The 13,585-nt window shown below is 63.2% G+C and carries 12 protein-coding genes; 1 reads left to right on the forward strand and 11 read right to left on the reverse strand.

From position 1 onward, the window contains the following. Positions 1–299: 299 nt before the first annotated feature. From NYR54_RS05405 to NYR54_RS05450, 10 genes are all read right to left on the reverse strand, one after another. Positions 300–1,907 (reverse strand): MFS transporter, encoded by a 1,608-nt coding sequence (locus NYR54_RS05405; protein WP_423738574.1) that lies wholly within the window; start codon positions 1,905–1,907, stop codon positions 300–302. Positions 1,908–2,304: 397 nt separating this feature from the next. Then, positions 2,305–4,047, reverse strand: a complete 1,743-nt coding sequence (locus tag NYR54_RS05410; RefSeq protein WP_261514583.1) for an SLC13 family permease — start codon at positions 4,045–4,047, stop codon at positions 2,305–2,307. A gap of 89 nt (positions 4,048–4,136) precedes the next feature. Further along, a complete protein-coding gene (locus tag NYR54_RS05415) occupies positions 4,137–4,667 on the reverse strand; it encodes a hypothetical protein (protein ID WP_261514584.1) in 531 nt (176 codons plus the stop codon). 194 nt (positions 4,668–4,861) lie between these two features. Beyond that, entirely contained in the window at positions 4,862–5,938 is a 1,077-nt protein-coding gene (locus tag NYR54_RS05420) for a sulfate/molybdate ABC transporter ATP-binding protein (protein ID WP_261514585.1), read from the reverse strand. A gap of 11 nt (positions 5,939–5,949) precedes the next feature. After that, positions 5,950–6,846, reverse strand: a complete 897-nt coding sequence (gene cysW / locus NYR54_RS05425) for a sulfate ABC transporter permease subunit CysW (protein ID WP_423738569.1) — start codon at positions 6,844–6,846, stop codon at positions 5,950–5,952. Next, on the reverse strand, positions 6,836–7,687 hold the full coding sequence (gene cysT, locus NYR54_RS05430) for a sulfate ABC transporter permease subunit CysT (RefSeq protein ID WP_261514586.1): 852 nt from the start codon (positions 7,685–7,687) through the stop codon (positions 6,836–6,838). Before cysT ends, cysW begins: the two co-directional genes overlap by 11 nt. A 2-nt stretch (positions 7,688–7,689) precedes the next feature. Further along, positions 7,690–8,697: a sulfate ABC transporter substrate-binding protein gene (locus tag NYR54_RS05435; protein ID WP_261514587.1), complete on the reverse strand. Its 1,008-nt coding sequence runs from the start codon at positions 8,695–8,697 to the stop codon at positions 7,690–7,692. A 95-nt stretch (positions 8,698–8,792) separates the two neighbouring features. Then, positions 8,793–9,248, reverse strand: a complete 456-nt coding sequence (locus tag NYR54_RS05440) for an RrF2 family transcriptional regulator (RefSeq protein ID WP_261514588.1) — start codon at positions 9,246–9,248, stop codon at positions 8,793–8,795. A gap of 154 nt (positions 9,249–9,402) precedes the next feature. Beyond that, the gene (locus tag NYR54_RS05445; RefSeq protein ID WP_261514589.1) at positions 9,403–10,914 is read right to left on the reverse strand and encodes a glycerol-3-phosphate dehydrogenase; all 1,512 of its coding nucleotides are present in this window, start codon (positions 10,912–10,914) and stop codon (positions 9,403–9,405) included. 215 nt (positions 10,915–11,129) lie between these two features. After that, the gene (locus NYR54_RS05450) at positions 11,130–11,966 is read right to left on the reverse strand and encodes a LysR family transcriptional regulator (protein ID WP_261514590.1); all 837 of its coding nucleotides are present in this window, start codon (positions 11,964–11,966) and stop codon (positions 11,130–11,132) included. Between the two features lie 175 nt (positions 11,967–12,141). Here NYR54_RS05450 and NYR54_RS05455 point away from each other — a divergent pair, with 175 nt between their 5' ends. Continuing rightward, positions 12,142–12,774 (forward strand): 5-formyltetrahydrofolate cyclo-ligase, encoded by a 633-nt coding sequence (locus NYR54_RS05455; protein WP_261514591.1) that lies wholly within the window; start codon positions 12,142–12,144, stop codon positions 12,772–12,774. Positions 12,775–12,833: 59 nt separating this feature from the next. On the opposite strand, the gene NYR54_RS05460 is transcribed toward NYR54_RS05455, so the two are convergent. Continuing rightward, entirely contained in the window at positions 12,834–13,523 is a 690-nt protein-coding gene (locus NYR54_RS05460) for an MOSC domain-containing protein (protein ID WP_261514592.1), read from the reverse strand. Positions 13,524–13,585: the final 62 nt, after the last annotated feature.

Below are 13,585 nucleotides of genomic sequence, written 5' to 3' on the forward strand. Positions count from 1 at the left end.
CCGTCCAAGTCTCGCGCCACACTGGAACAGACATAGTGCTGCAGCTTCATGTCATCCAGCTAAAGCGCCTGCTCCTGCTTCCGTTCCACGGAGCGTATATGGACGGCGGATGCGCCGGTTTGCGCTGCATCAATCGCCTGAGGAAAGGCGGAACTCGCGTCCGGGATCCAGGATTGCTTGCCGCCAGCAATCATAGCCTCCCGTTCGCGGCTTCATCTGGCCGGTATACGAAGGGGGTGGCTTTCCGTGGGGCCTTTAACGCCGATTTTCAGTGAGGCCGTTCGCAAACGCCTCGCTAATCACCTTGCTAACAGCCCGCCGCGGGCGCTCACCGGTCGCACGACAAGACGGCTGACCCGGGGCGGCTCCGGCAGGCTGTGCAGCGCGCGCAGTCTGCGGATCACCTCGGCGTCGGCCTCGGTGGTGCGCTGGTGATGGCGCAGATACTCGATCCAGTTCGGGACGTGGTAGCTCTCGATCCATTTCTGTGGGTCCGTCACGTCCCGCATCAGCGTCCAGCTGCTCGCCCCGTTGCGCCTGCGAATACGGCGGCGCTCGCGCATGGCGGCGAGAAATTCCGGCAAATCCTCCTCGCGGATGACGTATTCGACCATGACCACGACGGGGCCGCTGCGCGCCTCCAGGTCGATTGCAAGCTCAGGCACAGGCGGCGGCTGGATGGGATCGAGCTTCAGGCGCCCCAGTTCCGGCATGGGAAGCCAGACGCCGATCAGCATGGTCACGAGCGCGGTGCCGGCCGAAATCTGCAGTCCGGCCGCGACACCCCAGTCGGCCGCGACTTCTCCCCACAGCCAGCTGCCAAGAGCCATGCCGCCGAAGGCCGCCGTCTGATAGGTGGCAAGCGCACGGCCGACCACCCAGCGCGGGGCGGAGAGCTGAATCGACATGTTGCAAAAGGCGAAGGACAGAAGCCAGGCAGCACCGCCCACCAGCATGATCGGCAGGGCGGCCAGAATGTTTCCGGCGAACGGAAGGGCGGCGGCGCTGAAGGCAGCGGCCAGATGGTTGAGCCGCATATAGGCCTCGCTGCTGAAGCGTTCGCGCAGCCTGTGCCCGAACAGGCCCGCCAGAATGGCCCCCAGTCCGAATGCGCCGAGAAGGACACCATAGTGCAAAGGTCCTCCGCCGATGAGATCGCGCGCGACGAGCGGCAGTAGAGCCTGTATCGAACTCATCGAAAGGCCCAGGGCGAGGCTTCGCAGCAGGATCGCTTCGATGTTCGGCGACAGGAACACATAGCGCAGACCCGCCGACATTGCGGCGCCCAGATGTTCGGGCGGCAGGGTTGCGTTCACCTTCGCCGGTTTCAGCCGGAAGAGCTGGATGATCAGACCGACATAGGTCGCCGCGTTGAAGGCGAATGCGGCTGCTGCGCCCGCAACAGCCACGATCAGCCCGCCGATGCCCGGCCCGATGCTGCGCATGAGGTTGAAGGCGATCGAGTTCAGCGAGACGGCGGCCGGCAGGTGCTTTCTTGGCAGAAGATCGCCCAGGGAGGACTGCCAGGCGGGATTGTTCAATGCGGTTCCGCTTCCGATCAGGAAGGTGAACAGAAGCAGCAGCCACGGAGTAAGGCCGCCGGCAAAGCTGAGCACCGCGAGAATGGCCGACACCGTGAACATGAAGATCTGCGCGATCAGCATAACGGTACGCCGGTCGAAATTGTCCGCGAGCGCGCCCGCAGCCAGCGAAAAGAGCATGATCGGCAGCGTTGTGGCCGTCTGAACGAGCGCCACCATCGAGGCTTGGCCGCTGAGCGTCGTCATGAGCCAGCCTGCACCGACGGCCTGAACGATGGTGCCGAGATTGGAGACGGTGATCCACAGCCAGAGATTACGGAACGTCGGGGTGGCAAGAGGCTGGAGCGGCGAGCCTTCCTCGTTGATTGCCTTTGCAAGCCGGCGCGCAATGCCGAGCGTCATGGCTGGTTGTTCCTGTTTTCAGCCGAAAGCTGGAATCAAGCCACCTCAGTCATAGGCACTTGCGTCGGCACGGCCAAGAGGCGGCCGCGCTCCAGTCGGAACAATTTCAGATCGGATTGGCCCAATGTCACGCGCGGCAAGACCATTCAGCGCGAAGGGGGAGTGATGATGATTGTGCGGCGTCACCTCCGCTGATGGACGGTATAATATCTTCTAATTCCGGCTCGGCCATGAACATATTCTTTGCCTGAATCTCCGCGGCGCGGCCGGTGCCCAAGAGATGGCAGCCGGCCGGGCAGTCCGCAACATATATGCTGCTTGATTTCATCTGCCGGAAACGCCGGGACGTTCGGCGTAGAACTCAGCCCCAGATGAGAGAAATCAGCATCACGCCGGCCGCGAAGCTCGCCAGCGTTAACGGCCAGCCCACCTTCAGGAATTCGCCGAACCGATAGCCGCCGATGCCGAAGGCCAGTGTATTGTTGTGATGGCCGAACGGGGTGAGGAAGTCGGTCGAGGCACCGAGTGCCACGGCCATCAGCAGTGGCTGCGGCGGGGTGCCGGTCGTCCGTGCCAGTTCGAGCGCGATCGGTGCAAGGACGACGGCGGTGGTGGCATTGTTGATGAACGGCGTGATCGCGAGAGCCAGGGCGAACATCGCGGCCACAAGCGCGGGCGTTGACATGGAGGGCAGCAGGGCGGTGAGCGACTGCGCCAGAACCGCTGCGGCGCCGGATGTCGCCATAGCCTCTCCGACGGGGATCATGGCGGCCAAAAGCAGGATGATCGGCCAGTTCATGTCGGACAGCGCGGTCCTGAGATCGAGCATCCTTCCCATGGACAGAATGAGCACGACCGCGCCGAAAGCAATCGGAGGCTCTATGCGGGTAAAAGCCGCCGCAAGCACGCCCATGAGGAAGATCGCAACCGGCCAATAGGATGCTTTTGCCGGCTCGAACCGGGAAAGAGGCCAAAGCTGCAGCGCATCGGCGTCGTCTAGGGCTTCCTTCACCATCTCCGGCGAGCCATGCAGAAGAATGACGTCGCCAACGCCGAGCTGCACGTCTTCGAGCCGGCCCTCGATCCGGGGATTCTGGGTTGAAACCGCCAATACTTCGATGCCGCGCGAGGACAGGATTTCGAGCCGGCCGATCCTTGAGCCGATCAGCGTGCTCTGGGGAACCACAACGACCTCTGCGCGCCTTTTGGCCAACAAGCCGTCTCCGTGCGCCAGCACGACATTGCCCTGATCGATCTCGGCTTCGAGCCGTTCCAGCTCGGCCTCGACCACGATGAGGTCATTCGGTTCGATAGGCGTGTCGTCGCGGATCGGAAAGACCCGTTGATTGTGGCGGATGATGGTGTGAACGGCGCCGGAAAGCCGTTCTGCGAGCGCGCCCGCGGTTTCGGCTCTGGCGCGTGCGGACCCCGGATGCAGTTCGGTGACCACCCTCCGGACGCCCGCCGGACGGCTGGTGTCGCGCTCGCCATTTCTGGCCTCCTTGAGCGTCAGCGGAGCCCAGAGGACGATGACGGTAAGGCCGACAAGAGCGACCGGCACGCCGACGTAAGCAAAATCGAAAAAGGAAAAGCCCGGTCCGCTCGCGGCGATGAAGAACTCGCTGACGAGGTAGTTGGGCGGCGTGCCGATAATCGAGCAAAGCCCGCCCAGCAGCGTGGCAAACGATACGGGCATTACCAGCATGCGCAGGTTGAGACCCGCCGTCTTGCTGACGCTGATCGTTATGGGCAGCATCAGGGCAAAAGCGCCGATATTGTTCATGAAGACGGAAAGGCCTGCGCCCATTGCGCAAAGGACAAGCATTATGGCGCGCGCATGGGAAAGGCTCTGGCCAATCCGGATCGCAACCGCATCGAGAATGCGGGTGCGCGACAGCGCCTGAACGATGAGCAGGATTTCGACGACGGTGATAACGGCCGCGTTCGAGAATCCGGCAAAGACGTTATCGAGGGGCACCAGCCCCGTTGCCGCGGCAACGCCAAGGCCGCCCAAGGCCACGATCTCGATCCTGAACCGGTCGATCGTGAAAAGGCCGAGCAGGATAATGAGCAGGGCGATGATGCCGAACTGTTCTAGCGTCACGGTCGGTTGTCTCGAGGGTGTGCCTTGTTTCCGGTACGCGAAGATAGATCATGGAAGGCTTCCGCGATCCATTGGACTTTGCTCAACAGTCAGTAACGTTCGTTGATGATGCCGGCCCAGGGAGGCGCGAGCGCAGCATGGATCTTGCGGTTCGCGCTCGCGAGATACGCCGCCAGCTCGTGCGTGCCGCCGCAAAATCCCAGTTGTGAGGCAAATCGGTCTGCGTTTTCGGTGTCCTCATCCGAAGCCGGGTTTCCCGCGATCCGGAAAAGCGCAGGCGCGGCCAGGCAGACCGCGATGGCGCTGCGTTCCACCGTTGTCAGGCGCACCTCGCGGTTGGGCAGAACGATCAGCGGCCAGGAGTGGCCGCGGAGTATCTCGCCGCGCCAGACGACGAAATTGCGCGGAGTCGCCTGCCGGAGGAGCCATCCCCGAGATTTCAGGACCGAAAGGTGGTGGGCGACCGGAATGGTGAGCGGCGGGTTGTTGCGCCAGGGCGAGGTCGTCAACCAGACGAGAAGGCGGGTCGGAGGGCGCAACGGCACGACGGGCAAGGTTTCCGGTGAAGACCGATCCGATCCGTCCCGCTCTTTCTCGTGTGCCGAGAACGACATCGCCATCAACCGCCGCTCATGACGGTTCCTCGATCCGCAGAGCCTTTATCAGATCCGTTCCTGACTGCCCGGCCGCTCCGTCTGGCGAAATACCAGGAGCTGACGCTCGGAAGGGCAGCCCGCGCCAATGTCCCGTGTGGCAAACCTGAGCCTGTTGCAGCCAGGCCTGCGCGGAAATTCCGGCGGCGCGCTGGAGGAGGCTAGGCATGAACGGCCACCTTCCGAGGAGCCGCGTTTTCGCTTGCGCCGGAAAGGTAGAGGCGCCACCGGGTTGGCCGGAACGCGATCCTGGACCCTTCGCCCGCAGGATGGCCGACCGGAAGGTCGATCTCGACGCGATGGCGGCCCGCGCCGATTTCGATCTCCACCCGGCGCGTATCGGCCACGCGCCGGCTGCCGACCACGACGCCTGCGATGCAGCCCGAACAGCCCTCAACCACCTCGATGTGATTGGGCCGGAAATAGAGAATGGCCTCTCCATTTCCCTCGGACCGCAGTCCCGTCGCACGGTCGGCGAGCCAGACCTCGCCATTGGAGAGGGTGACGGGCAGGGAGGACGCCTCGCCGATGAACTGGTGCACAAAGGGCGATGCCGGCGTGTCGTAGATTTCATCCGGCGTGCCCACCTGCTCAATCACCCCCTTGTTGAGCACGACGACGCGGTCAGCCAGTTCGATGGCCTCTTCCTGGTCGTGCGTGACGAAGATGGTGGTATGGCCGGTCTTGTCGTGAAGCTCGCGCAGCCAGCGCCGCAAGTCCTTCCGGACCTTGGCATCGAGCGCCCCGAAGGGCTCGTCGAGCAGAAGCACGCGCGGTTCGATCGCCAACGCGCGCGCCAGCGCGACACGCTGGCGCTGGCCACCCGAAAGTTGCGCGGGAAACCGCTCCCCGTAGCCCGGAAGCTGGACCAGGTCCAGAAGCTCTTCGGCGCGAGCACGGATTTCCCTCCGGCTGGGGCGCTGCGCGCGCGGACGCACGCGCAGGCCGAAGCCGATATTGTCGGCCACGCTCATGTGCTTGAAGAGCGCGTAGTGCTGGAAGACAAAGCCGACATTGCGGGCCTGCACGCTCTTTCTGGACGCGTCTTCGTCGCCGAAGAAAATGCGCCCGCCCGTCGGGTGCTCCAGGCCTGCGATCAGCCGCAGCAGCGTCGTCTTGCCGGAGCCCGAAGGGCCGAGCAGGGCGATGAGCTCGCCCGAGCGGATTTCGAGCGACACGCTGTTCACGGCCGGATGCTGGCCGAACGTTTTGCTGATGTTTTCGATGCGTATATCCATGCGTGAATACCTCAATGGCTGCGTCCGGCAGCAGCGATGCCGTCGGCGAAGCGCCATTCGAGAAACGTTTTGATGGCGAGCGTGACCAGCGCCAGCAGTGCGAGCAGCGAGGCCACGGCGAAGGCCGCGGAGAAGGCGTATTCGTTGTAGAGAATCTCGACATGCAGCGGCATCGTGTTGGTCAGGCCGCGGATCTTGCCCGAGATGACGGCTACAGCGCCGAACTCTCCCATGGCGCGCGCGTTGCAGAGCAGCACGCCATAAAGCAGCGCCCATTTGATATTTGGCAGTGTGACGAACAGGAAGGTCTGCCAGCCATTGGCACCGAGGGAGAGAGCCGCCTCCTCGTCCCCCGTTCCCTGTTCCTGCATGAGCGGGATGAGTTCCCGCGCCACGAAGGGGAAGGTGACGAAGATCGTCGCCAGCACGATGCCGGGGACGGCGAAAGCGATTTGAATGCCGTGCGCGCTGAGCCATGGGCCGAAGTAGCCCTGCGCTCCGAAGAGGAGCACATAGACCAGGCCGGAGATCACGGGCGAGACCGAGAATGGCAAGTCGATCAGGGTCGTAAGCAGGCTCTTGCCCTTGAACTCGAACTTGGCGATCGCCCATGCGGCCGCAACGCCGAAGATGAGATTGCAGGGGACCGCAATCGCGGCAACCGTCAGCGTAAGCCGGATTGCCGCCAGCGCATCCGGTTCGGTTATCGCGGCGAAATATGCCTGGATTCCGCCGCGGAACGCCTCCATGAAGACGGCGGCAAGCGGCAGAAGCAGAAAGAGCGCGAGAAACAGCACCGCAATCGCAATCAGGACAATCCTGACGCCGCGCGTTTCCGAAGTCGCTTCGTAACGATTGGGCGCGGCCGTTCCTGCTGCGCTGGGCACCAGCATGTTCTCAACCGTCATGGCCGAACCTCCTCCGGCTCCAGGCCTGGATGAGATTGATGATCAGAAGCATCGAGAAGGAGATCGCCAGCATGACGGCGGCGATGGCCGTCGCCCCGGCATAGTTGAACTCCTCCAGCCGGATGACGATGAGGAGGGGCGTGATCTCCGAGACATAGGGGATGTTTCCCGCGATGAAGATCACCGAACCATATTCGCCGATCGACCGGGCGAGCGCCAGCGCATAGCCCGTCAGGATCGCCGGCAGCAGGCTTGGCAGGATGACGCGGAAAACGGTCTGCCGGCGGGTGGCGCCGAGCGTTGCGGCCGCTTCTTCCGCCTCCCTGTCGAACTCGCGCAGCACCGGCTCCACGGTGCGCACGACGAAAGGCAGCCCGATGAAGGTTAGCGCGATGACGATACCGATCGGTGTATATGCAACCTTCAGCCCAAGCGTCGCAAGGAACTGCCCGATCCAGCCATTGGGTGCGTAGAGGGTGGTAAGCGCGATGCCGGCAACGGCTGTCGGGAGCGCGAAAGGCAGGTCGATCATCGCGTCGGCCAGCCTTCGCCGGGGGAACGAATACCGCACCAGCACCCAGGCAAGCAGCACGCCGAAAACGGCATTGATCGAAGCGGCAAGGAGCGATGCGCCGAAGCTCAGCCGGATGGCGGCAAGCGTGCGCGGATCGCCCACGATCCGCCAGAATTCGGCCCAGCCAAGCCCGGCGCTTTTCAGGATCATGGCGGCCAGGGGGATCAGGACGATGCCGCTCAGATAGACAAGGGTGAAGCCGAGCGCTATGCCGAAACCCGGCAGGACGCTCGGCTGTCTGAACCGCATGACGGCGGTACCACTCATGGTCAGTTCGCCGGCTGGTAGATCTGATCGAAGATGCCGCCGTCGCCGAAGAAGCGGGGCTGCGCCTCCGCCCAGCCGCCGAAACTGTCAATGGTCACCAGCTCGATCTCGACAAAGCGCTCCAGAGCGGCCGGGTCCACCAATTCCGGCTTGAACGGGCGGTAGTAGTGCTTGGCGGCGATCGTCTGGCCCGTTTCGGTGTAGAGATACTCCAGATAGGCGCGGGCGATTTCCGTCGTGCCCTTCGCCTCGGCATTGCCCTCGACAAGCGCGACCGGCGGTTCCGCGAGGATCGAGATGGACGGCGTGACGATCTCGAACCGGTCCGGCCCCAATTCCTCCAGTGCGAGGAAGGCCTCGTTCTCCCAGGCAAGCAGCACGTCGCCAATGCCGCGCTGCACGAATGTCGTGGTCGAGCCCCGGGCGCCGGTGTCAAGAACGGGCACGTTCCGGTAAAGGGCGCTCACATAGTTCCGGACCTGCTCTTCATCGCCTCCGAATTTTTTCTCGGCCCAGGCCCAGGCGGCGAGGAGGTTCCAGCGCGCTCCGCCGGATGTCTTTGGGTTGGGAGTGATGACCTGAACGTCGTCGCGAACCAGATCATCCCAGTCCTGAATGTTCTTGGGATTGCCGGCGCGGACGAGGAAGACGATTGTGGACGTGTAGGGAGCGCTGTTGTTGGGAAGCTGGCTGCGCCAGTCCGCCGGAATCTTGCCGGTGGCCTCGACGATCGCGTTGATGTCCGCCTCAAGCGCGAGTGACACCACATCCGCATCAAGCCCGTCGATCACGGCGCGGGCCTGGCTTCCCGATCCGCCGTGCGACATGCGGACATTGATGGTTTCGCCGGTTTGCTGCTGCCAGTACTGCGTGAAAGCGGCGCTGAACTCGCGGTAAAGCTCTCTCGTAGGATCGTACGAGACGTTGAGAATGGTCGTCTGCGCCCAACCCGGCACTGCCATGAGGGAGGTGATCACGGCTGCGAAGATTGATCGTCGAAAGCGGGACATGGTTCCTCCTATATCCTATCGGATCAGTAGGCTTTAAAATCCTACTGAACCACTAGAGTTGTCAAGGAGGGATTTGAGAAGGGAGTTTCCGGCCCCTACGCCGCGCCTTGGATGCCGCCTAAAATCCGTCCGACACGCTCCGGGTCCGCCTGCGCGTCGGCTATGGTGGTCTGATCGAGAATGGCTCGCGTGGCGTTTGCGACGTGCCCGAATACCCGACGAATTCGGCAGGAAGCTTCGTCGTGACAGTCTTCGCAGCGGCGGTATGCCACCCGGCTGAGACAGGGCAGCGGCGCAAGCGGGCCGTCTATCAGGCGCAGAACCTGGCCGAATGTTATCGTGTCGGCGGGCTTCAGAAGGGAGTATCCGCCGGCGACACCGCGTCGGCTCTGGACAAGCCCGGCATGCTTGAGATCGAGCAGAATCTGCTCGAGGAACTTTCGCGGCATGCGGTGCTGTTCAGCCATTTCGGCAATGGAAATGGAATCGGTTTTCAGATCGGCTAGAACCAGAAGGGCCCGGAGCGCGTATTTGGCCTTTTGTGAGATCATTCCGTTGTGTTGAGCGAGAGAAGCATAAAAATCCTGTACTCAAGTAGGATATAGCATATCTGACTCTGGCGCGATAGCGGCTAGCTGGCATGTTTTGACGCCGCGTCCGGACCGGAAAATCGGTCCATCGGCGGATTGATGTTGAGAGATCGCGTCAGGCAGCCTTCCGCATCTCGGCATTGAACCAGTCGACGAATGCGGCCTGCTCAGCCCCGGAAAGGCGCAGGCGATGCTTGGTACGCCGCCACAGCACGTCCTCCGCCGTCATCGCCCATTCGTTGTTGACGAGGTAGCGCACCTCGGCTTCGTAAAGGTCTCCGCCGAAATGGCGGCCGAGTTCTTCCACCGAGCTTGCCTTGCCCACGATCTCCGACAGGCGGGTGCCATAGAGCCGCGTGTAGTGGTGGCGCAGCGAACGGGGCATCCACGGATGCTCCGCCTTGATCCGCGCGCGGAAACTCTCGAAATCGGCGTTCTCGATGTCCCCGCCAGGCAGCGTCGCGGCATGCGTCCAGTTCTTCCCCATTGTCGGGAAGAACTTCTTCAGCTTGCCGAGGCCGCGTTCGGCGAGCTCCCGGAAGGTTGTGATCTTGCCGCCGAAGACGTTGAGGAGCGGTGCGCCCCCAGTCTCGTCTAGGTCGAAGACATAGTCGCGTGTCACTGCGGACGGATTGCCCTTGCCATCGTCAAACAGCGGCCGGACGCCGGAATAGGCGGTCAGCACATCCTCTCTGCGGAGCTTTTCCTTGAAGTAGCGGTTCACCGCGGCGAGCAGATATTCGGTCTCGCTTTCGTCGATGCTCACCTGTTCCGCCGCTCCTTCGTAGGGGATGTCCGTCGTTCCGATGAGCGCCAGATCGCCCTCATAGGGATTGACGAAGATCACGCGCCTGTCGTGGTTCTGGATGATATAGGCGTGGGCGCCTTCCCAGAACTTCGGCACGATGATGTGGCTGCCCTTGACCAGCCGCACATTGCGCGTCGAGTTGGCGCCGGCCACCCGGTGCAGCACATCCTTGGCCCAGGGGCCGGCTGCGTTGACCAGAACCCTGGCGCGGAATTCCTGCGTTTCTCCCGTCACGGAGTTTCGCGTGAGTACGGTCCAGGCGCCGTTTTCCCGCCTTGCCGAGATGCAGGGAGTGCGGGTCAGCACCGTTGCGCCGCGCGCCGCCGCGTCGAGAGCGTTGAGCACGACGAGCCGGGCGTCGTCCACCCAGCAGTCGGAATATTCGAAGGCGCGGGTATATTTGTCGAGAAGCGGCGCACCCTCCGGCGCGCGGCGGAGGTCAAGCATGCGTGTGCCGGGAAGCTTCTCCCGCCCGCCCAGATGATCGTAGAGGAAGAGGCCGAGCCGGACCAGCCATGCGGGCCGGTCCTCCGGCGAATGCGGCAGGACGAAGCGCATGGGCCGGATGATATGGGGCGCGGCGTTCATGAGAACCTCGCGCTCCATCAGCGCCTCGCGGACAAGCCGGAACTCGTAATATTCAAGGTAGCGCAGCCCGCCATGCACCATCTTGCTGGAGCGTGAGGACGTTCCCTCGCCCAGATCGTCCTTTTCGCACAGCACCACCGAGAGGCCGCGCCCCGCGGCGTCGCGCGCTATTCCGGCACCGTTGACGCCGCCGCCGATGACGAAAAGATCGACCGTATCCTGTCTGTTCATCCATTAGCCTCTTTACGCCCGTCAGGCGCGGTTCGGCAGGTATGGCTCCCATCGCCGCATAGCAATCGCGTGCGGCCATGCCAAGGCCTTCGACCATTCGGTGCAAAGGTCAGAAAGGGATGAGGCGCGGAAGGCTGATGAAGCCGCTAGTGCGCCGGCATTAGAGGGTGGTGATCGAGTAGACTTGGGTAAAGGAATGTAATTCGTGCTGCGCTTTATTTGGCTTTGAGAATTTCCTGAAGGATCTTCAGAGCTGAGGCGATTTCGGGCCGTTGAGCGGCTTCTTCCGCGTAGACGGCATATGCCGGATAGGTAAACCGGGGCGCATCCTCCACGAGTTCCAGCCGGCCCGCCTCTATGAGCGGCGTTACCATGCCGAGGCGGAAATATCCGTTGCCGCCCGCGCGCAGAATATACGAAAGCCCCAGCGGTCCGAAGCTTGCGAATATGGCGGGATCGCCGAGGATCGGTGCGTGCGTGCCGTGCTGGGCCGCGAAGGCTGGGCCCCAATCGACATAGACGTAATCGTCGCTGGCGTTCTGCACGGATCTCACCAGAACGAGCTGCTCCTCCATGAGGAGTTCCACCTTGAAGTCCGGGATGAGCTGCGGCGCGTAGACGAGAGCGACGTCGAGCGTGCCGGTTCTGAGATCGTCCACGAGCGTTTCGGGCATGCCAACCCGCGCGCGGACCAGCACGCGCGGGTCGCGCTCCTTCATCCCGGCCATCCAGTCTACCAGCAGCGGATTCCAAAGGCTGAGCTCGGCTCCGATGCTGACGACGCCATTCCTGCCCGGGGGCACGGCCAGCTGCTGCCTGGCCCGTTCCCACACCTGAACGAACATCTGCGCGAAACGCTCGAATTCCGCTCCGGCGGCGGTAAGCCGCGCGCCGTTCCGGTTTCGCACGAAGAGCTTGCGCCCCAGATCCTCCTCAAGCGTCCTGATGCGGGCGCTGACTGTCGTTTGTGTGACGTGAAGACGCTCCGCAGCGCGCAGGAAGCTGCCTGTCTGTACGATCTCCAGGAATGTCCGGACGCGGTCGATATCCATCTCAATGCACAAATGCGTGATGGCGAAGGGGGGCGGGCCCCGGCGCCAATATATGAAATTTTCTGATATAATAACGCAGTTAATTCCACTTGTCTTTCATCTTTCCGGCGATAATTTGGAAGAGAAGGGTAGGCGAGGCTAAGCCCTGCCGGTACGGCTGATCTGGATTGGAAAAATGACGCACAGCGAAGCGGCGCATGTGGACCTGGAGCCTGCTGAGTGCGAGGTACCTGAGTTCCAGGGCAGTGCGGAACGGTGGGGCGATATCGCCGCCTGGCGCAAGGCAGCAAGGCAGGCGCTGATCTCGAAGCGGCGCAACATGCAGGCTTCGGAGCGTGAGGCGAAATCCGAAAGGATTGCTGCGGAGCTGGACCGAATCATCGGGCGCCCCGACCGCCACGTCATCGGCCTCTACTGGCCGATCAAGGCGGAGCCCAATCTCTACCACTGGGCCGAACGCATCAGCGGGCAGGGGGCGCGGCTCGCCCTGCCGGTCGTCATCAAGATGGGATGGCCGCTCGAATTCCGCCTCTGGCGTCCGGGAGATAAGCTGGAGCAGGGCCACTGGAACATTCCCGTGCCGGCGAACGGGCCCGCCGTTTTTCCCGATATCTTCATCGCGCCGCTGGTCGGCTTCGATCCGGAGAACTATCGCCTGGGCTATGGCGGAGGCTTCTACGACCGGACGATCGCCGCCGCGCCGCGGCGGCCTTTTCTGATCGGGGTCGGTTTCAGCGAATGCAGCCTTCCCACCATCTACCCGCAGCCGCATGACATCCCGATGGACGCGATCGTGACGGACCGCTGAGCCGAGGACAACAGCACGCGGCTGCGAGGCGCGCGGGTTTACCGCTGGTGGATTGCGGTTCACCGGCCGGGCGTGACGAGCCGCCGTGTCCAGCTCTCCACCGAACGGCTTTCAAGCCTCTTGCGCGCAAGATCGCGCCAGGATTGCGCCAGCACCTCGAGCTCCGCCATCTGCGCAAGCGCGTCGAAGTTGCGGGTGTCGTGATAGAGGATGTGGGAAAGCCTGCTGAGTGACCAGCCTTCGGCGGGGCGGTCGATGATCTCTCCGGCGGCCCCCGCCTCGATAAGGCCTTCCTCCAGCACCCGGTAATACCATCCCGTGCGACCGCTCTCCTGGACGCGGCGCGCCATGGTGGGTTCGCCGAACCGCTCGTTGAGCTTCCAGCAGGGCTGCCGCCCCTGGGACACCTGCACGGTGGCGGTGCCGATGCGGATGACGTCGCCAACGCATATGTCGGCCTCCGTCACGCCCATCGAGGCGATGTTCTCGCCGAACGCTCCGGGCGATCCGAGTTCCGCCCGGTCGCCAAGCTCCGCCCGCCAGAATGCGTAGTGATCCGTCGCGTAATGATGAAGCGCCTTTTCGCGCCCGCCATGGTGCTTGCGGTCGCCCTGTTCGTCTCCGGCAAGACCGCCCGCCGTAACGCGGACGGCTCCCGCCACGGGCTGCTTGCGTATTCCGCTTGGCGTGCCGCGCGGGCCGAGAGGGGCCGTCCGCCCCGTAAGCACAAAGTCAACGATGAACCGCATTCCGGTGTCTGCCTTGATTGTCGAGGGATGACTTCAGAAGATGATGCGCCGGTCAAGAACGC

The organism is Chelativorans petroleitrophicus (assembly GCF_025398195.1).
GTDB classification, from domain to species: Bacteria; Pseudomonadota; Alphaproteobacteria; order Rhizobiales; family Rhizobiaceae; genus Chelativorans; species Chelativorans petroleitrophicus.

Coding starts and splice junctions, on each gene's coding strand:
- NYR54_RS05415 (WP_261514584.1), bottom strand. CDS start 4,667: ATGGCGATGTCGTTCTCGGCACACGAGAAAGAGCGGGACGGATCGGAT.
- NYR54_RS05420 (WP_261514585.1), bottom strand. CDS start 5,938: ATGGATATACGCATCGAAAACATCAGCAAAACGTTCGGCCAGCATCCG.
- cysW (WP_423738569.1), bottom strand. CDS start 6,846: ATGACGGTTGAGAACATGCTGGTGCCCAGCGCAGCAGGAACGGCCGCG.
- cysT (WP_261514586.1), bottom strand. CDS start 7,687: ATGAGTGGTACCGCCGTCATGCGGTTCAGACAGCCGAGCGTCCTGCCG.
- NYR54_RS05435 (WP_261514587.1), bottom strand. CDS start 8,697: ATGTCCCGCTTTCGACGATCAATCTTCGCAGCCGTGATCACCTCCCTC.
- NYR54_RS05440 (WP_261514588.1), bottom strand. CDS start 9,248: ATGATCTCACAAAAGGCCAAATACGCGCTCCGGGCCCTTCTGGTTCTA.
- NYR54_RS05445 (WP_261514589.1), bottom strand. CDS start 10,914: ATGAACAGACAGGATACGGTCGATCTTTTCGTCATCGGCGGCGGCGTC.
- NYR54_RS05450 (WP_261514590.1), bottom strand. CDS start 11,966: ATGGATATCGACCGCGTCCGGACATTCCTGGAGATCGTACAGACAGGC.
- NYR54_RS05455 (WP_261514591.1), top strand. CDS start 12,142: ATGACGCACAGCGAAGCGGCGCATGTGGACCTGGAGCCTGCTGAGTGC.
- NYR54_RS05460 (WP_261514592.1), bottom strand. CDS start 13,523: ATGCGGTTCATCGTTGACTTTGTGCTTACGGGGCGGACGGCCCCTCTC.